We start from the raw sequence: 17599 nt of genomic DNA on the forward strand, positions 1-17599 counted from the left end.
CTTGCCACCGGCCCGAGAGGCCGCCGCAGGCTTTGACTTTGACGGTCGCTGCCAGTAATTTGGGCTACAATCTTGGCCTGTGGGCCTCAAGTTTTAAGGGAATTTCCATGTACAAGGCGTTCTATGGACTGAAAGAGAGTCCGTTTTCCATCGCCCCCAACCCCGACTTCCTGTTTCTCAGCGACAGGCACAGGGAGGCCTTAGCCCACCTGACCTATGGCCTGGGGGAGACCGGCGGCTTCGTGCTGCTGACGGGGGAAGTGGGGACGGGCAAGACCACAGTGTCCCGCTGCCTGTTGCGGCAACTGCCGGACAACACTGATACGGCCTTTATTCTCAATCCCTCGCTGACGGAGCAGGAGCTGCTGGCCACCCTGTGCGACGAGCTGAAAATTCCCTACGGCGACAATCCCAGCCTCAAGCAACTGACCGACCTTATCAGCCGCTTCCTGTTGCAAAACCATCAGGCGGGCCGCAATACCGTGATGATCATCGACGAGGCCCAGCACCTGAGACCCGAGGTGCTGGAGCAATTGCGCTTGCTGACCAACCTGGAAACCGACACCAAAAAGCTGCTACAGGTCATATTGATAGGCCAGCCGGAGCTGCAGCAACTGCTGAAACGTCAGGAGTTGCGGCAACTGGCCCAGAGGATCACCGCCCGCTACCACCTGTTGCCCCTGACCCTGGAAGAAGTGGGCATGTATGTGCAGCACAGACTGCAGGTGGCGGGGCGCTTCGAGCCCCTGTTTAACCGCGGTGCCATCAAGGTGCTGCACAAATTCAGCGGGGGGATCCCGAGGCTGATCAACCTGATGTGCGAACGGGCACTGATGGCGGGTTATGCCCGCTCCAGGGTGCCCATAGATGCCCGCATGGTGAGCCAGGCCGCGGCCGAGGTACTCGGTCTGGAGGCGCCAAAACCCGGTCTGTGGCAGCGGCCGGTACCGATTGCGATAGCCACTGCCCTGACCTTCGGTGGTGCCCTGCTGTGGTTGAATCAATATAGCGGTCTGCTGCCGGGGGCCGAAGCCGGGCAACAGCCTCCTGTCACTACCCAGGCGGTGGTATCTGATACTGCCGTGGAAACTCCCGCTGCCGAAGTGGTGGCACTCCAGCCGGCAAACAGCATAGATGAGGCCCAGTCAGAGCGTCAGGCTCAGCTCCAGGCCCAGGCGAGGGTGCTGAATATCGCCATCGACGCCAGTCGCGAGATCGATACCGCCTTTGCTGCCCTGTTCGGCGCCTGGGGCGCAGCTCCTTACAGTGACTTGAGTCCCTGCCAGGGAGCACAGGCCCAGGGATTGTCCTGCCATCAGCAGCAGGGCAACTGGTTCAGTCTCACCCGGCTCAATTATCCGGCTGTGGTGTATCTGCTGGACGATGAGGGCCAGGACTTTTATGGCACCGTGCTGGCGCGCGATGGTGACTCGCTGCTGTTGCAATTGGCTGAGCAGCAACTGTGGGTGGAGCGGGACTGGTTCAACCGTCACTTTACCGGCACCTTTGAGCTGTTTTGGCAGGCGCCGGCCCAGGCTGCCAGCGACATAGGACGGGGATCGGCGCTGAGCCAGATCCAGTGGCTGGAAAATGGTCTGGCCCAGCTTGATGACCGTCCCCCAAGGCAAATGCAGAGTTTCGACAGCCAGTTGGAAATGCGCCTCAAACAGTTTCAGCGTCAACATGGTCTCAAGGCCGATGGCATTGCCGGCAGTCAGACCCAGGTACAGCTGAACCTGTATCTGAGTCGCCAGGGGCCACGTCTTGTGAGCAATGGGGGGCTGAGCTGATGTCGATTCTGCTTGATGCGGTCAGTCGCAGCCAACAGCAGCAGGGGGATTTGCTCAGCAGCCCAAGACCCTTGTATGAGGAGCCCAAGAATGGTTTGCCGCTGGCCAATTTGTGGTTGCCGGCGGCCCTGACCCTGGCGATTGCCTCGGCCTGGGGGCTGAATCATTTTCTACATGGCACAGAAGGTAGTGCAGCTGTTACCCAGGCTGCCACTCAAGCCTCTGCAATCCAGACCTCTGAAAATGAGGTTCAAACGCAGGTTTCAGCCAAGCAGCCGGTGTCGCAGCAAGCCGCCGCTGATACAGAGCAGGGGATCCAGGAAAGTGGGGTGCGTCTGGCGGGCAAGGTGGCCTTGCCTTTGTCCCGTAGTTGGCAGTCCCAAACTCCGGAGACCCAGCCATCGGGTTTTGTGCAACAGAGCCTCGAGCAAAAAAGCTCTGCACAAGATCCTGAAGGGCAAAACGTCGAAGATGCTGACGTTGCCCGGCAAACCAAGCTTGAGTCTGAAAGCTTTGACACTGAGCCGGACTCCGAGCCGATTATCCTCGGTGCCGGGGCCAATCAGCGCGGTTTGGATACACTTGCGGCCCTGAAACAGGAAGTGGCTTCGGCCGCCGCCGAGGAGGGGCTGAGCCAGGTACAAGAGAAAGCAAGGCCCCAGGTCGCCGATGCCGAGCTGGTCAGTGCCTTTCAGGCGGCACTCAAGGAGGTGGAGTTCGACAAATCCGCCAACCAGCCGGTGACCGAACCCAAGCTCGATCCCATACCAGCGCCCAAGAAGGATTATCCCAAGTACGGTGAATTGCCGGCGGCGCTGCAGCTCAGAGTGCCCGAGTTCAATATCAACGCCCATGTGTATGCCACTGCACCCAACAACCGTTGGCTCAATGTCGACGGTGCCGAGCTGCAACAGGGGGACAAGATCAAGGGGCTTCTGACCATAGTGGAGATCCGGCCGCGGGACGTGGTGCTTTCCATCGAAGGCACTGAGTTCAAGGTACCGGCTATCTAGCCGATTAGGACAAGGCTCTGACAGCAAAAAGGCGCCCTTGGGCGCCTTTTTTCATGGACTCGAGTATCAGTTGAAGAACTCGTACGCCATAAACAAAGTCAGGGCGTAGCCGACGCTGTAGGACAGCAGCAGGGATGGCACGTACTTGAGGTAGCTGACGAAGGTCAGTTCCTTCACCTTGCTCATGGCCACGATACCGGACGCCGAACCAATCACCAGCAGCGAACCACCCACACCCACGGCATAGGTCAGGCCCAGCCATTCTGGGGTGTTCAGCACAGGCTCTGCCTTCAGCAGGGCTGCGGTCAGGGGCACGTTGTCGATCAGCGCCGAACCCATACCTGTGACAAAGTTGGAGATATTGGGGTCGAACATGGCGTAGACCTCGGTCAGCATGTTCAGTGTGCCTATTTCCTTGAGCATACCCACCAACAGCAGGATCCCGAGGAAGAACAGCAGGGTGTCGTATTCCACCTGACGTATGTACTCAAGGATCTTGATTTCTTCCTTGTCGCTGCGGGCGGTGTGGCCCACCAGGAACATGATCGACAGACCGCTGAGGAAGGTCAGTACCGGTGGTATGCCGAACAGCACGTTCAGCACCATGGTCATGATAATGGTACAGAAGAAGATGATGGCGATGGCCACATCCACCTTCTGGTAACTGCGCTTGATGGGGCTGGTACTGACTTCACCGTTGGCATTCATGGAGAAGAGCACCGCCAGCAGCAGCACACTGACCGAGGCGGGAACAAACAGCGCCAGCAGTTCGGAGATATGCACGTGGCCGCTCAGGAAGATCATCAGGGTGGTTACGTCGCCTGTGATCAGTGCCACACCGCCTGAGTTCACCGCGAAGATGATCAGCACGGCCATGCGGCGGCGCATCTGCTTGTCGAGCTTGAAGGTGGTCAGCAGCCCCAGGGACACCAGGGTGGCGGTGACGTTATCACAGAAGGCCGACAGCAGCAGCGAGAAGAACGCCACCTGGATCATCAGCATGCGTACAGTCACCCGCTGGGGGAAAATCTTCTGCACCATTATCTGGATCATGCCCTTGGCGTTGAGGTAGGCCACGAAGGTCATGGTCGACATCAGGAACAGCCATAAGGTAGCAATTTCCAACAGGTTCTCGTTCAGTGATTCGGCGACAAGTTTGCTGTGCTCGCCGTCGCCGGCGTGCATGAACAGGGCCAGCCAGGAGACACAGCCGAAAAACAGGGTGGTTTTGGCTTTGTTAAGGTGGGTAACCTCTTCAAAGATGATGCTCAGCAGTGCCAGCACTGCCAAAATGATCAGAAAGGTGTAGAGCATAAATGCATTTCCAACTGCTGATTGTATTTATTCAGGCCCTGTGGGCCGAGACAAGCACTGGCTGTTTCACAAAAAGAAAAGCCGCTTGCATTTGTGCCTGTAGAAGGCGTGCGGATCAGACCATAACCAGGGGCAGAACGCAACCGTTAGCGGTATAACAATTCGTCTAATCTTTGTGAGCCGGATCGAGTGAAATGTTTCTTTTTACAGAGATAAATCTGGCAAATTTGTTGTGATGCAGTGATAAATGCTGAATTATCCTGTGGGCTTATTGGTTTTCTGGCAGCTTTAACTGACGCGTGTGGGCATCGGCAGCAGATAATATCTTGTGCCAGATCAATTACCGGATTCTGGCTGGTTTGGCGCTAAACCCCATGGCGTTTTATACCGCATCCAATATGCAGCAATTTGGACGCTATTCTTGACCTTGAATACAAAAAATAAAGGACGCCGCGGCGTCCTTTATTCGGAAGAGTGAGGCTTACTTCATGCGGGCCAGTACACGGTCGGCCGCGGCCAGGGTGGCCTCGATTTCGGCGTCGCCGTGGGCCATGGACAGGAAACCTGCTTCATAGGCGCTCGGTGCCAAATAGACACCTTCGTCCAGCATGCCGTGGTAGAAAGCGCGGAACTGTTCCATGTTGCAGCGGGTCACCTGCTCAAAACGGATAATTTCCGGCTCGTCGGTGAAGAAGAAGCCGAACATGCCACCCACATAGTTGATTGCCATGGGGATGCCGTGCTTGTCTGCGGCGGCCTTGAAGCCTTCGGCGATGCGCTTGGTCTTGGCGGCGAGTTCCTCATAGAGGCCATCGGCACACAGGGCATCGAGCTGAGCCAAACCGGCAGACATGGCGATGGGATTACCGGACAGGGTGCCGGCCTGGTACACAGGACCGGCGGGGGCCAGATACTGCATCACTTCTTTCTTGCCACCAAAGGCACCGACCGGCATACCGCCACCGATAACCTTGCCCAGGGTGGTGAGATCCGGGGTTACGCCGTAATAGCCCTGGGCGCCGCTCTTGGAGACGCGAAAGCCGGTCATGACTTCGTCGATGATCAGCAGTGCGCCGTATTGGTCACACAGGGTGCGCAGACCTTGCAGGAAACCGGGGACCGGTGGGATACAGTTCATGTTACCGGCCACGGGCTCGATAATGATACAGGCTATCTCTTCCGGGTATTGCTCGAAGAAGGTCTTCACCGAGTCCAGGTCGTTATAGACGGCGGTCAGGGTGTGCTTGGCGAAATCTTCCGGAATGCCGGGAGAGCTGGGTTGACCCAGGGTCAGGGCGCCCGAGCCGGCCTTAACCAGCAGACAGTCGGCGTGACCGTGATAGCAACCCTCAAATTTCAAAATCTTGTCGCGCTTGGTGAAACCACGGGCCAAACGGATGGCGCTCATGGTGGCTTCGGTTCCAGAGCTGACCATGCGCACCTGATCCATGGAAGGCACCATCTCAATGACCTTTTCGGCCATGGTCACTTCCAGCTCGGTGGGCGCGCCGAAGGACAGGCCGTTGTGCACCGCCTTGAGTACGGCTTCACGAATGGCAGGATGGTTGTGGCCGAGGATCATCGGGCCCCAGGAACCCACGTAGTCCACATAGGCCTTGCCGTCGGCATCATAAATGTAGGCGCCATCGGCCTTCTCAATAAAGCGTGGGGTGCCGCCAACACCGTTGAAGGCGCGCACCGGCGAGTTGACACCGCCGGGAATGGATTTCTTTGCCTGTTCAAACAAGGTTTCGGAACGGGTCATGTATAGATCCTTTATGTCTTTGGCCGATATCAGAAATCGGCTTTGCGTGAATACCAGTTAACCGCACACTCATATTTTTCCAGCTGGCTGTCGACCCCCAGAGTCAGGGCAAACAGCGCCATGCGGATCAGCAAGCCATTGTCCGCCTGGCGGAAGATGGCCAGGTTCGGATGGCTGTTCAGATCATTGTCCAGCTCGTTGGCCTGGGCGCGGGAGTCCCGTGGCAGTGGATGCATGATGACTGTGTTGGACTTGCAGTGCTGGGTATAGATGCTGCGGTTGAGCCTGAACTTGCCGCGGTACTTGTTGGCCTCTTCCTGTGATGGGAAGCGCTCTTCCTGGATGCGGGTCAGGTACAGAATATCCGCCTTGTCCAGGTGTCCTTCCAGCTGATCGGTAATTGTGACCTTGTGGCCGGCATTTTCAATGTCGGCGATCACATAATCGGGCATGGCCAGCTCGGTTGGTGAAATCAGGGTGAAATTGATGTTCTTGTACATGCACAGCAAACGCGACAGCGAGTGTACCGTACGGCCAAATTTCAGATCGCCCACCATGGCGATATGCATGCCGTCAATGCCGCGACCGCCCTGATTCAGTTCCTTTTGGATGGTGAACAGGTCCAGCAGCGCCTGGGTCGGATGTTCATTGGGGCCGTCGCCGCCGTTGATCACAGGTACCCGGCTGCCCTCGGCAAACTCACGCACCGAATAGGCATCGGGGTGGCGCATGGCGATGACGTCCGAATAGGTCGACAGTACCCTGGCCGTGTCGTACAGGGATTCACCCTTGGACAGGGAAGATGCGGCCATACCTACGGTTTCGGCCACCCTGCCACCCAGAAGATTGAAGGCGCAGCCAAAGCTGACACGGGTGCGGGTGCTGGGTTCGAAAAACAGGTTGCCCAGAATCGCACCGTCGAGTACCCGGGTACGCTTTTCTCGCAGGGCATAGGGAGCCATACGATCTGCGACACTGAAAATGGTGTGGATTGAGTCCAGATCCAACTGGTTTACGGAGAGGATGTGAGATCCCTGAAACTGAGTCATCAGCCTGTTTTCCAATAGCTAGGGGGCGTGGCAACCCTGGGTTGCGGCCCTGATTATTTGTAGGGTTTGGCTGAGGCGCAACTATAGCAGATGGCCGGGGTCTTTGAAATGGCGCCGGCCAAAATCCAGCGCTGGCGGATCAGACTTCGCCGGCACGGATTTGTTGTTGCAGATTGCCCCAGCTGATCACGCCCACCACCTGCTCCGGCGTGTCCTGATAGATGTAGACCTCACCGCTGCGTTTGGGCAGCAGCAGTTCATACACCTGATTGAGGCTGGCACTATCCGGCAGTCCCTCCATGGGTTGGCGGGACAGGGTGGTGGCATCCTCAAAAGAATGCATTTCCAGGCGCAGCATTTCTATCTGCCCTTCGGCATTGCGCACCATTACGGGCCGGCCTTCGGCCCGCTTCAATACTTCCAGCAGCAGCTCGTCATTGTTGTTCACTATCACAAAGCGCCTGTCCATCAGCGCCCGTACCCCGACCTTTTGCAGTCCCTGATTGACCGGTGGCACCTTGTACCCCAGGCCCATCAGGTCGAGCTGGCGGAAGAATACCGACTCGGTGCGAAACCATTGATGGGCGGTCAAAAACGCCGGCACCATCACGAACATGGCCGGCATTATGATGGCGGCATCATTGGTCAGCTCCAGCAGGGCCACCAGGGCGGCCAGCGGTGCACTGAGGCACACCCCCATCATGACAGTCATGCCGACTACTGTGTAGAGGCCGACGTAAGCGGCAATGGACGGGAACATCAGGCTGCTGACCAAGGCCAGTATCGCCCCCAGCAACGCACCCATACCGTAAAGGGGGCCTATCAGGCCGCCGGGGATCCCAAGACCTATGGCCGCTATGGTGGCTATCACCTTGCCGGCCAGCAGTGCCAGCAGGAACCAGAGGGCCGGATTGTCCGAGATGGCAACATCGATGGCAAAGTCCCCTGAACCCAGGGCCTGGGGCAGGGCTATGCCCACGGCCGTGGTAATGGAACCGGCCAGCAACAGCCGGGCCACCAGGGGCCAATGTTTGCCCAGTTCTGTTACCCGCAGCAGCGCTGAATTAAAGCCGGCGGAAGCCACCCCCAGCACTATGCCGCCCAGGGCCAGCACTGGGTAGTGATCCAAAGGAATGCGGATCACTTCAATACTGTCGTATTCGTGCACGTTGCCGAACACCAGCTGGCTGGACACGGCGCCACACAGGGCGGAAATAATGATGGGGAAGAAGTAATGGATCTTGTATTCGCGCACTATCACCTCGAATACGAAGATCACCGCCGCCAGCGGGGCGTTAAAGGTGGCGGCAATACCCGCCGCTATGCCGCTGGCGCACATGATGCGCACACTGTTGTCCGGCAGGTGGAATTTTTCGGCCAGCACGCTGGCACTGACGGCGCCCAGATGAATGGCCGGGCCTTCGCGGCCCACGGAAAAGTTGGTGCCCAGGGCGAACAGGGCCTGGAAAAACTGGCCCGGTGCCGACTGCAGCGGGATCTTGCCATAGTGCAATTTATAGCGGTGCAGCACATAGGCTATGCCCATGCGCCGATAGCGGCGGGAACCCAGGGCCGCCACCATCCAGATCAACAGGGCACCAATCAGTGGCAGCAGGGCTCGCCAGTTGTGCAACATGTCGCTGAAGTCCATTTCCTGGATATGGGTGTAGCTATCGGCCCATTGCAGCAACAGGCGGAACAGCAGGATCACCAAAGACGCCAGGATGCCGAACAGCAGTGCCAGGGCGCACAATTGCAGGCTGGTTCGGGCTTCGGACAACTTGTCCCTCAGCTCACCGCGAAGGTAGCTGTGGATCCCTTGCCTGAGTTTGATAAGCTTTGCTCGCACTGTCACGGAACCGCCTGCTGGAGTAGCACAAGTCCCCGCAGGTTCGACTGGCCTTGGCGGGGTGCTTGCTGTTATTCTGCGCTGCCGGAGCCGCGACTCCGGCAAAATGCTTATTATAAGAGGTTGTTATCCAATGGGGAATTATCACCGCTGGCTGGATCGGCTGCAAGTGATGGAGCGCAAATTCAGGCCATCGAGCCGCTACCTCAGCGCCCTGATGCTGGTGGCCTTTGTGCTGGGAGCCCTGAGCTACCATTCTTGGTTGGCGCTGGATAATACCCCCATCAGCCTGGGGGGCGGCAAGAGCAAGCAGCTGGCGGCACAATTAGCCGAGCAGGCCCAACAACTGGCCAGCCGCAATCTGGAGCTGGCGCTGGAGCGGGATGCCAACGACAAGCTGAAACAGATGTTTGCCGAGCAGCATCAGCAGCAGAAGGCGCTGGAGCGGGAGCTGGCCTTTTACCGGGCCATTATGGCGCCGGGGGAAAATGCCGATGGTGTGTCGATCCACGGTCTGGAATTGCTGCCCGGCTTTCAACCCGGGAGTCAAAAGCTCAAGCTGGTATTGACCCAGTTGCAAAAGCGCAAGCAGGCGCTCAAGGGGCGGATTGAGGCCACCTTGATAGGCCTGCGTGACAATAAGCCAACCGAGTTGGATATCAGCAAGGCCGGCGGCAAGTTCAGCGGTTTTGACTTCCGTTATTTTCAGGTGCTGGAATCGGACTTGTTGGTCCCGGCGGATTTTGAACTCAAGCGGGTGCGGGTCAAGGTGATAGTACCCGCCAGCCGTTGGAGCAAAGGCGCCCAGACCGAGCAGGAATTCAGCCTGCCGGAGCTGCTGGAGGGCCAAAAAGAAGCCGGTATAATACTTGAACAAAATAGTCAGGTAACGGATAATTCGGCACAGAATACTGAAGTACGAGGTAGTAATGACTGATCAAGCTGACGCAGCAATGCCCATCAAGTTTACCGACGCGGCGGCTGCCAAGGTGAAGAGCCTGTTGGAAGAGGAGCAAAACGAGGCCCTCAAGCTGCGGGTATATGTGACCGGTGGCGGTTGTTCCGGTTTCCAGTACGGATTCACCTTTGATGAGAAGGTCAACGAGGGTGACTTCACCGTTGAGAAGCAGGGTGTACAACTGGTGGTTGACCCCATGAGTCTGCAATACCTGGTCGGTGGCGAAGTGGATTACACCTCGGGCCTGGAGGGGTCACGTTTCTTCGTGAAAAACCCCAATGCCACCACCACCTGTGGTTGCGGTGCCAGCTTCTCCGTTTGATACCGAGACTGCATAGCATTGAAAAAGCCGTCCCATGGGACGGCTTTTTTGTGCCTGACGGTCGGCTTTCTCACCGACTTACTGCATCAGATTAAAGCTCTGGGTGCGCTTGAACCATTGGGCCACCTTGGGGGTGAAGGCCAGCCACACCTGCACCATGCTCAGCAGGATCAACATCGCAAAGATGGCATAATCTGACAGCTTAAGCTCCATACCGCCGAGATTGAGGCTGTTGGGGCCGGTGCTGACGTTGCTGCCCTGATCCAGTATAAAGGGCATCAGGCTCACCAGTGCCAGCTGCACCAGAGTATAACCGCGCAGAAACCACAGGCCGGCGCGCTGACGGGCGAGGATCGCCACTACCATCAGCAGGGTCAGGATGCAGAATATCTCCCCCTGTTTGGCAATCAAGCCGCTGACTGCGGCAGCCGCGTACAGCAGGCTCAGGGCAAGCAGGCGTTTGGGCATCTGCTTCAAGGGAAACTCTGCCATCACAGACTCCTAGTGTTTGGTCTTGGGTTGCAGGCGTTGTTGCAGTTCCCAGGGCTGTACCACCACACCCAGATCGTCCTGCACCGGGAACACGGCCACCATCAGTTCGTCGTCTTCCATGCCGGACACCCAGCGCTCTTCCCATTCATTCAGTGGAATGGACAGGGGCTGGCAGTCCTGCCAATCATCCACGGCCCACAGGGCGGCGGCTTCTTCCGATGGCCACATGGGGATGCAGTCTTCATCTTCAGTGGTCAGCATGACGCAGCCGTCATTGTCCTGCAGGGTCCAGATTTCCTTGTGTTCTTTGACCTGTTCTACCAGGTAGTCGTAGCGACCTTCGGGGGTGAGGGCGGTAATTTGGGCCAGGGATTTGCGCTGATTGCTCATGGTCATTTGCTCAATAAGGGGCTTAATGGGCGCGATGTTAACATCTGCCGCAGGCGAGAAAAAGTTCAGTGTGTGTAAAAGTCGGGGCCGGGGCGCTGCTGGCCCCGGCAAGAGTTGCTTCAGGCTGCGGGGAAACGGGCACCCAGCACCGCTTCGCGGCTGGCTCCCGTGACCGCCGGCAGGTTGGCCGGCAGACCCAAATCGTGCCTAAGTGCCAGCCAGGCAAAGGCGATACCCTCAACCCACTTGGGATCGACTCCCAGTGCCGAAGTTGTGGCCACACTGTAGCCCGGCAGCAGGGCCGCCAAGCGTCGCATCAGGGCGCCGTTAAGGGCGCCTCCGCCACAGACATAGAGCTCACCCTTGGCCGAGAGCTTGTTGATGTCATTGGCAATGCTGTGACAGGTGAGATCCAGCAGGGTCGACTGCACATCTTCCTCCGCCAGATTGCCATAGGGCGCCAGTTGCTGCTCCAGCCAGGCATGGTTGAACAGTTCCCGTCCTGTGCTCTTGGGGTAATCGAGTGAAAAGTAGGGGTGTGACAGCAACTGGGCCAGCAGCGCCGGGTGGGTCGTGCCCTCTTCGGCAAAGGCGCCGTCGCAGTCGAAACTTTCCTGGCGCACTTCGCGGATCCAGGCGTCTATCAGGGTGTTGCCCGGGCCGGTATCAAAGCCCAGCACCTTGTCGGCGTTACCGGGCAGATAGGTGAGGTTGGCTATGCCGCCGATATTGAGAATGACCCTTTGCTGGCCTTCGCGGGCAAACAGTTGCTGGTGGAAGGCCGGCACCAGAGGCGCGCCCTGGCCGCCAAGGGCAATATCCTTGCGGCGAAAGTCGGCGATCACGTCTATGCCCGTCATGGCCGCTATGGTGTTGGGATCGCCAATTTGCAGGGTAAAGCCCACTTCCAGATTCGGCATGTGACGCACCGTCTGGCCGTGACTGCCGATGGCGCGCACCTGGGACTTGTCCACCCCGGCAACGCTCAGTAACTCGTTGACTGCCTTGGCAAACAGCAGGCCAACGCTGCGATCGAGCCGCCCCAGGCGATTGATTTCATCCTGGCCCGGCTGGCACAGGCGCTGCAATCCCTTGAACAGGTGCTCGGGAAAGGCTTCGGTATGGCTGGCCACCAGGGCCGGGGCGTCACCGGCAAAGTCCACCAGTACGGCATCGACACCGTCCATGCTGGTGCCGGACATCAGCCCCACGTAATAGGCACTTTTCATCGGGATTCTCAGGGCGTCATCGCCACTTGCAATTGCTTGTTATGTTGAAGTTTAGCCATCAAATCCTGGCTGATAAGGCTAAATTTGGCCTTGTCGGTGGCGGCAATGGATTCAGCCTTGGGCAAATCCACGGTGCGGGGGTTGCGGTGTACGCCATTGACGATAAATTCGTAGTGCAGATGGGCGCCCGTGACCCGTCCTGTTTTACCCAGGGTGCCCACAACCTGACCCTGCTTGACCGTGTCGCCCTTTTTCACCTTGCGTTTGTTCAGATGCAGGTACTTGGTGGTATAGGTGTCGTTGTGCTTGATAAACACATAGTTGCCGTTGAACTGGTTGTAGCCCGCCTCTATCACCCGACCCCGACCGGCGGCCTTGATGGGGGTGCCTATGGCCGCCACATAGTCCACACCCCGGTGGGCCTTGACCTGGCCCGTGACCGGATGCAGACGCTTGGGGTTGAAGTTGGAACTGACGTACTTGAAGTCCACCGGTGAGCGCAGGAAGGCCTTGCGCATGCTCTGGCCGGACTCGGAATAGTAGTTGCCGTCGCTGAAACGTACCGCAGTATAACGGTCACCTTCATTGATGAATTCGGCCGCCAGAATGGCACCGTTCTTGAGGAATTCGCCATCGGCATATTGCTGCTCATAGATGAGGGCGAAGGTGTCGCCCTCACGCAGATCCAAAGCAAAATCTATGTCCCAGCCAAAAAGCGTCGCCAGCTCCATGATTTGCGACGCGGTTAAACCGGCATCCACTGCGGCATTCCAGAAGTTGCTCTTGATGCTGGCCTGGGCAAATTGGGTACGCAGTTCCACTTCCTTGACCTGCACATCTTCGCGGTAACCTTCGCCATCACGGCGGATAAACAGGGTGGAAACCGCATCTATGCGGTAGCTGAGTTCGGTGAGCTGCCCCTCGGCATCCTTGGCTATCACCAGTTCTTCACCGGGCATTATCTTAAGCAGGTTCTGCTTGGCCAGGGGCAGTTGGGTTATTTCATAGACATCGCGGCTCGACAGGTTGGCGCGCTGGAACAGAGCGGCCAGGGTGTCGCCCTTTTCCACTTCAAAGTGCTCCACCGTCTGGTGCAGTTTGTCGCTGTCCTTGGCCTCTGGCACCTGGGGCTCTTCTAATTTGGGTTCCACTATGGCGCCGGGCACGCGGGTGCCAAGCTCGGTATCGAGGTCACCTGAGTCGTTGCTGGGGGCTGTGGGAGTACGAAAGGCCAAAGGCAGCTGATAACTTTCCCCGGTTTCTGCATGGGTACTGGGCTCGTCGGCATTTTTTGATGCCTGGGCGGGCTCAGAGGGGAAAAACAGGCTGGCAGTGACAAAAAGCATCAAAATACTCACTATGATCTGGTGCTTTTTCGGGAGTAATTTGAAGAGTGTAATGACCTTTCCCATTGAGCCTTTTACCGTTTACCTGTCTCAGTTTGCCTGGGCCTAGTGTACACACTTTCATTTGCTCTGGCTAACAAGTAACATAAGTCTCTTTGATTGCATTTGAATCTCAGGGGTAGCTGCCAAAATGGCTGATTTAGACCAGGTATTAGCAGAAATTAAACGTGGTACGGACGAGATATTGCTGGAGTCCGATCTGCTGGAAAAACTCAAGGAAGGTCGCCCCTTGAGGATCAAGCTCGGCGCGGATCCTACCGCCCCCGACATTCACCTGGGTCATACCGTTATCCTCAACAAATTGCGTCTGTTCCAGGAGCTGGGGCACGAGGTGATCTTCCTCATAGGTGACTTCACCGGCATGGTGGGCGATCCGAGCGGAAAGAACAGCACCCGTCCGCCCCTGACCCGTGAGCAGGTATTGGCCAATGCCGAGACCTACAAGGAGCAGGTGTACAAAATCCTCGATCCGGCCAAGACCCGTATCGAATTCAACTCCAGCTGGCTTGAGCCGCTCGGCGCCGCCGGTATGATCCGCCTGGCCTCCCAGCAGACAGTGGCCCGCATGATGGAGCGTGACGACTTTAAAAAGCGCTATAACAGCGGCCAGTCCATCGCCATCCACGAATTTATGTACCCCTTGCTGCAGGGCTATGACTCTGTGGCGCTCAAGGCCGATGTGGAGCTGGGCGGGACAGATCAGAAGTTCAACCTGTTGATGGGCCGTGAGCTGCAAAAGGTCGAGGGCCAGAAGCCCCAGGCGGTGATCATGATGCCACTGCTGGAAGGTCTGGACGGGGTCAAGAAGATGTCCAAGTCCGCTGCCAACTACATAGGCGTCAGCGAGGCACCGGACGAGATGTTCGGCAAGATCATGTCCATCTCAGATGAACTGATGTGGCGTTACTTCGAGCTGCTGTCTTTCCGTCCTTTGGCGGAAATCGAGCAGTTCCGTGCCGATGTGGCCGAAGGTGCCAACCCCCGTGACATCAAGATTGCCCTGGCCAAGGAAATCATCGCCCGCTTCCACAACCAGGAAGCCGCCGACAAGGCGCACCAGAACTTCATCGACCGCTTCCAGAAGGGTGCCATGCCCGATGAGATGCCGGAACTGACCCTGAGCGCCGGCGCCGAAGGTCTGGCCATAGCCAATCTGCTGAAAGAGGCGGATCTGGTGGGCTCCACCTCGGATGCCATGCGGATGATCAAGCAGGGCGCGGTGAAGATGGATGGCGACAAGGTCGAAGACACCAAGCTGGTGCTGCAAGCCGGTACCCAAGCGGTATTCCAGGTCGGCAAGCGCAAGTTTGCCCGGGTGACTCTGGACTGAGAAATCCAATTCAATTCTATTGAATAAAAAGGGCGCCGCAGGGCGCCCTTTTTATTTGCAGCCATTCTTTATTCACAGCTGGTTCAATAACTGCTACTGCATCGACAGCTGGTCGGCCATGGTTTGGTAGTCGATAAGATCCAGGTGCTCCTGCACCCTGTGGTTATTGAGATCCAGCGCCAGGGTGGTCACCGCAGGCACGGCCACATCTATGATCTTGCCCGGCTTGCCAAACTGCTCACCCGGCCCCTTGAAGTGATAGTTGCCTATCATCACCACCAGTGAGCCCGTGTTGTACATGTGCTCTATGTTGAAATTGTATTCCAGCACCCCGGCATGGGCCCGTTGGAAGAAACCTATGATAAAGCGGCCGCCCTTGTATTTGCGGCCGGCGGTGCGGTCCTGGAATACGCTGTCCCTGTTGTAGAAGGTGGCCAGGGTGGCATAGTCATGATCGGTCAGTGCCTTGATGTAGTTCACCGCCATCTGCTGCTCCCTGGGCATTTCACCCGTATCGGCCAACAGCGGCGCTGCAATACACCAAAGCAAGAAACCTAAAAATCGCAATGTCACTCTCTCTTGGTTTTCAAATCAAAGGCCGGCAGCGACAGGTGCCAGCGGATCGCGGCCAGACGTATGGCCAGGGTGCTGAGCATGGCCAGCCACAGGGCAACCTTGGGACCCATGCCCAGCTGCAGGCTGACTGTGTAACCTATGCCGCCGATGATGGAGGCGGTGGCGTAAATTTCGGTCCGCAGTACCATGGGGATTTGCCGACAAAGCAGATCCCGGATAATGCCTCCTCCCACGCCGGTAATCAAGCCCATGACCACGGCGGACATGCCGTTGAGGCCCAGGCTCAGGGCCTTCTGGGCACCTATGACGGTAAAGAGCGCCAGCCCCAGGGCATCGGCTATGGGCAAGGTGTATTGGGGCACCTTGCGCGGTCTGCGTACCAGCAGCAGGGTGGCCAATACGGTCGCCAGTATCACTATGATGTAGTTGGGATCCCTGAGCCAGAACACAGGGGTGGCACCTATGATGCTGTCCCTTATGGTGCCGCCGCCGACGGCTGTCACCGCGGCCAGTACGGTCACGCCGAAGGGATCCATGCGATGCCGGCCAGCTGCCAGGGCACCGGTGAGGGCAAATACCGAGGTACCACAGAGGTCAAAGAAATAAATCCAGCTCATTTGCTCATCTCTTTGAGGTGGATGTTGAGGGCATCGACCGAAATGCGGATTTCAATTACCGACAGGATCAGTGAGTACAGCAACAGCAGCAGGCTGGCACCGAAGATCAGCGAGCCCGTGTGCAGAAAGCCAAGGTAAATGAAGATCATGCACAGCACGCACAGGGCGAAACTCAACACCCCGGCTTCCTGCATGCGACGGATAATGACGATGCGTTGCCGCAGATTTTTAATCTGATCCTGATGCACCGGCTGCTCGCCGCTGGAGAGGCTGCGGATAAGGGCCGCCAGGGCGAAGAAGCGGTTGGTGTAGGCGAGCAGCAGCAGGGAGATCGCCGGAAACAACAGGGCCGGTGTGGTCAGGGAAATTTGCATGTTTTCTAGCAAGATGAGGCTCCGAAAAAAGGATTCTGGCCCGGGGGAACTGTGTGCCGGCGGCCAGTGACCGGCAGCCCTTCATTATACTGCCTGACGCCCCGAATGACAGGGGCTGCGCTGCAGTTTGGCGTTACTGGGCTTGCAGCAGGCGCAGCACTGTCCAAGTCAGGGGCAGCTGCAGCAGAAACAGAAACCACAGCAGGCAGGCGCGGTTCGACAGCCGTACCGCCGGGGCTATGGCGCTGCGGTCCGGCTTGGGACCGCCCTTGATGGGGGCTATGGCGACGCGCTCACCATTGTGGCGCTGCGGACCGCAAAGTTCCACGCCCAGAATGTTGGCGGCCACTGTGGCCGGCCGCAGGGCATTGGCGTGGGGCTGCTTACCCGGCAAGGGCCGCAGCAGTGCGGCAAAGCCCTTGGGTCCGCCGAGTATGGCCAGGGTCAGGCTCCAGAGCCAGGAAGGCAGCAACAGCAGCACATGGCTGAGCAGCTGCACCGGGCGGCTGAAGTAGCGGTATTTAGGCGATACCGGCGGCCACACCAGCTCCAGTTGCTTAACCATGCGCACCGCCAGCACCGCAGGGGCGCCGGCGATGGCAAAGAAGAACACCACGGCGGCGGTGCCGTACACGGGGGAGGTCACCAGCTTTTCTATGGTGGCCTTGACTATGCCGACTTCCGACAGCTCGCCGGTATCCCGCGCCAGCCATTGACCGAGCTGAGCTCTGGCGTGTTCCTTGTCGTTGCGTTGCAACGCCTTGTCTATGTCTTCGGCCACCTGGGCGAAGCTGGCATCGCTCAAACACAGGTAGAGCACCAGGAACTCAAAGAACCAGGGAAAGGCCGCCAGTTGCAGCAGGAAGCTGACGATGGCCCAGAAGGGCAGGATCAGCAAGAGTGCCGAGAGCAATCCGGCGGTCAATTGTTGACTGGGATGCCTGTGGTTGTGATTCACCTTGGCGGCCAGGCGCTTGGCCAGTACTCCAAACCAGACCAGGGGCTGCATCTCCCTTGGCAACGGCGCCAGCCGTGCCAGGGGCAGGGCGCACAGCAGCACGAGGAAACCCTCGAACATGGCGCCATCGAGTTGCAGCAAGCGGTCAAAGAAGGAGGCGGTCATGG

The 17599-nt window shown here is 58.0% G+C and carries 17 protein-coding genes; 5 read left to right on the top strand and 12 right to left on the bottom strand.

From position 1 onward, the window contains the following. Positions 1-107: 107 nt before the first annotated feature. Together JYB84_RS03805 and JYB84_RS03810 are read left to right on the top strand one after the other, a co-directional pair. Entirely contained in the window at positions 108-1790 is a 1683-nt protein-coding gene (locus JYB84_RS03805; RefSeq protein ID WP_207322123.1) for an ExeA family protein, read from the top strand. After that, on the top strand, positions 1790-2803 hold the full coding sequence (locus tag JYB84_RS03810) for a general secretion pathway protein GspB (RefSeq protein WP_207322124.1): 1014 nt from the start codon (positions 1790-1792) through the stop codon (positions 2801-2803). The genes JYB84_RS03805 and JYB84_RS03810 overlap by 1 nt, the downstream gene beginning before the upstream one ends. 66 nt (positions 2804-2869) lie before the next feature. On the opposite strand, the gene nhaD is transcribed toward JYB84_RS03810, so the two are convergent. From nhaD to JYB84_RS03830, 4 genes are all read right to left on the bottom strand, one after another. After that, positions 2870-4117: a sodium:proton antiporter NhaD gene (nhaD, locus tag JYB84_RS03815; RefSeq protein ID WP_207322125.1), complete on the bottom strand. Its 1248-nt coding sequence runs from the start codon at positions 4115-4117 to the stop codon at positions 2870-2872. Positions 4118-4598: 481 nt separating this feature from the next. Then, positions 4599-5882: a glutamate-1-semialdehyde 2,1-aminomutase gene (gene hemL, locus JYB84_RS03820; RefSeq protein WP_207322126.1), complete on the bottom strand. Its 1284-nt coding sequence runs from the start codon at positions 5880-5882 to the stop codon at positions 4599-4601. A 29-nt stretch (positions 5883-5911) separates the two neighbouring features. Next, complete coding sequence (locus JYB84_RS03825; RefSeq protein WP_207322127.1) at positions 5912-6931, bottom strand: aspartate carbamoyltransferase; 1020 nt, start codon at positions 6929-6931, stop codon at positions 5912-5914. A gap of 139 nt (positions 6932-7070) precedes the next feature. Next, a complete protein-coding gene (locus tag JYB84_RS03830) occupies positions 7071-8786 on the bottom strand; it encodes a chloride channel protein (RefSeq protein ID WP_207322128.1) in 1716 nt (571 codons plus the stop codon). Between the two features lie 127 nt (positions 8787-8913). Here JYB84_RS03830 and JYB84_RS03835 point away from each other — a divergent pair, with 127 nt between their 5' ends. After that, positions 8914-9717, top strand: coding sequence for a DUF6776 family protein (locus JYB84_RS03835; RefSeq protein WP_207322129.1), 804 nt, complete (start codon positions 8914-8916; stop codon positions 9715-9717). Next, positions 9710-10060: an iron-sulfur cluster insertion protein ErpA gene (erpA, locus tag JYB84_RS03840; protein WP_207322130.1), complete on the top strand. Its 351-nt coding sequence runs from the start codon at positions 9710-9712 to the stop codon at positions 10058-10060. Before JYB84_RS03835 ends, erpA begins: the two co-directional genes overlap by 8 nt. A gap of 78 nt (positions 10061-10138) precedes the next feature. Here erpA and JYB84_RS03845 read toward each other — a convergent pair whose 3' ends face one another. The 4 genes from JYB84_RS03845 to JYB84_RS03860 all read right to left on the bottom strand — a co-directional run bounded on the left by JYB84_RS03845 (position 10139) and on the right by JYB84_RS03860 (position 13583). After that, entirely contained in the window at positions 10139-10552 is a 414-nt protein-coding gene (locus tag JYB84_RS03845) for a hypothetical protein (RefSeq protein WP_207322131.1), read from the bottom strand. A gap of 9 nt (positions 10553-10561) precedes the next feature. Then, entirely contained in the window at positions 10562-10942 is a 381-nt protein-coding gene (locus JYB84_RS03850; protein ID WP_207322132.1) for a DUF2750 domain-containing protein, read from the bottom strand. A gap of 119 nt (positions 10943-11061) precedes the next feature. Beyond that, the gene (locus JYB84_RS03855; protein ID WP_207322133.1) at positions 11062-12171 is read right to left on the bottom strand and encodes an anhydro-N-acetylmuramic acid kinase; all 1110 of its coding nucleotides are present in this window, start codon (positions 12169-12171) and stop codon (positions 11062-11064) included. An 8-nt stretch (positions 12172-12179) separates the two neighbouring features. Next, a complete protein-coding gene (locus tag JYB84_RS03860; protein ID WP_207322134.1) occupies positions 12180-13583 on the bottom strand; it encodes a peptidoglycan DD-metalloendopeptidase family protein in 1404 nt (467 codons plus the stop codon). A gap of 124 nt (positions 13584-13707) precedes the next feature. Between JYB84_RS03860 and tyrS the strand changes: the two genes are divergently transcribed. After that, positions 13708-14907 carry a tyrosine--tRNA ligase gene (gene tyrS, locus JYB84_RS03865; protein WP_207322135.1) on the top strand — a complete coding sequence of 400 codons (1200 nt, stop codon included), beginning with the start codon at positions 13708-13710 and terminating at the stop codon, positions 14905-14907. A 93-nt stretch (positions 14908-15000) separates the two neighbouring features. On the opposite strand, the gene JYB84_RS03870 is transcribed toward tyrS, so the two are convergent. The 4 genes from JYB84_RS03870 to JYB84_RS03885 form a co-directional block, all read right to left on the bottom strand. Then, entirely contained in the window at positions 15001-15474 is a 474-nt protein-coding gene (locus JYB84_RS03870; protein ID WP_407695873.1) for a nuclear transport factor 2 family protein, read from the bottom strand. Positions 15475-15476: 2 nt separating this feature from the next. After that, positions 15477-16100, bottom strand: coding sequence for a trimeric intracellular cation channel family protein (locus JYB84_RS03875; RefSeq protein ID WP_207322136.1), 624 nt, complete (start codon positions 16098-16100; stop codon positions 15477-15479). Next, complete coding sequence (locus tag JYB84_RS03880; protein WP_207323086.1) at positions 16097-16474, bottom strand: DUF2721 domain-containing protein; 378 nt, start codon at positions 16472-16474, stop codon at positions 16097-16099. Before JYB84_RS03880 ends, JYB84_RS03875 begins: the two co-directional genes overlap by 4 nt. 133 nt (positions 16475-16607) lie before the next feature. After that, positions 16608-17597, bottom strand: coding sequence for a cobalamin biosynthesis protein CobD/CbiB (locus JYB84_RS03885; RefSeq protein ID WP_207322137.1), 990 nt, complete (start codon positions 17595-17597; stop codon positions 16608-16610). Positions 17598-17599 lie beyond the last annotated feature (2 nt).

This window comes from Shewanella cyperi, assembly GCF_017354985.1.
Lineage (GTDB): Bacteria > Pseudomonadota > Gammaproteobacteria > Enterobacterales > Shewanellaceae > Shewanella > Shewanella cyperi.

What these genes read in the sequence shown, in the direction of transcription:
- JYB84_RS03805 (WP_207322123.1), top strand. Translation starts at nt 108, where the DNA reads ATGTACAAGGCGTTCTATGGACTGAAAGAGAGTCCGTTTTCCATCGCC.
- JYB84_RS03810 (WP_207322124.1), top strand. Translation starts at nt 1,790, where the DNA reads ATGTCGATTCTGCTTGATGCGGTCAGTCGCAGCCAACAGCAGCAGGGG.
- nhaD (WP_207322125.1), bottom strand. Translation starts at nt 4,117, where the DNA reads ATGCTCTACACCTTTCTGATCATTTTGGCAGTGCTGGCACTGCTGAGC.
- hemL (WP_207322126.1), bottom strand. Translation starts at nt 5,882, where the DNA reads ATGACCCGTTCCGAAACCTTGTTTGAACAGGCAAAGAAATCCATTCCC.
- JYB84_RS03825 (WP_207322127.1), bottom strand. Translation starts at nt 6,931, where the DNA reads ATGACTCAGTTTCAGGGATCTCACATCCTCTCCGTAAACCAGTTGGAT.
- JYB84_RS03835 (WP_207322129.1), top strand. Translation starts at nt 8,914, where the DNA reads ATGGGGAATTATCACCGCTGGCTGGATCGGCTGCAAGTGATGGAGCGC.
- erpA (WP_207322130.1), top strand. Translation starts at nt 9,710, where the DNA reads ATGACTGATCAAGCTGACGCAGCAATGCCCATCAAGTTTACCGACGCG.
- JYB84_RS03845 (WP_207322131.1), bottom strand. Translation starts at nt 10,552, where the DNA reads ATGGCAGAGTTTCCCTTGAAGCAGATGCCCAAACGCCTGCTTGCCCTG.
- JYB84_RS03850 (WP_207322132.1), bottom strand. Translation starts at nt 10,942, where the DNA reads ATGAGCAATCAGCGCAAATCCCTGGCCCAAATTACCGCCCTCACCCCC.
- JYB84_RS03855 (WP_207322133.1), bottom strand. Translation starts at nt 12,171, where the DNA reads ATGAAAAGTGCCTATTACGTGGGGCTGATGTCCGGCACCAGCATGGAC.
- JYB84_RS03860 (WP_207322134.1), bottom strand. Translation starts at nt 13,583, where the DNA reads ATGGGAAAGGTCATTACACTCTTCAAATTACTCCCGAAAAAGCACCAG.
- tyrS (WP_207322135.1), top strand. Translation starts at nt 13,708, where the DNA reads ATGGCTGATTTAGACCAGGTATTAGCAGAAATTAAACGTGGTACGGAC.
- JYB84_RS03875 (WP_207322136.1), bottom strand. Translation starts at nt 16,100, where the DNA reads ATGAGCTGGATTTATTTCTTTGACCTCTGTGGTACCTCGGTATTTGCC.
- JYB84_RS03880 (WP_207323086.1), bottom strand. Translation starts at nt 16,474, where the DNA reads ATGCAAATTTCCCTGACCACACCGGCCCTGTTGTTTCCGGCGATCTCC.
- JYB84_RS03885 (WP_207322137.1), bottom strand. Translation starts at nt 17,597, where the DNA reads ATGACCGCCTCCTTCTTTGACCGCTTGCTGCAACTCGATGGCGCCATG.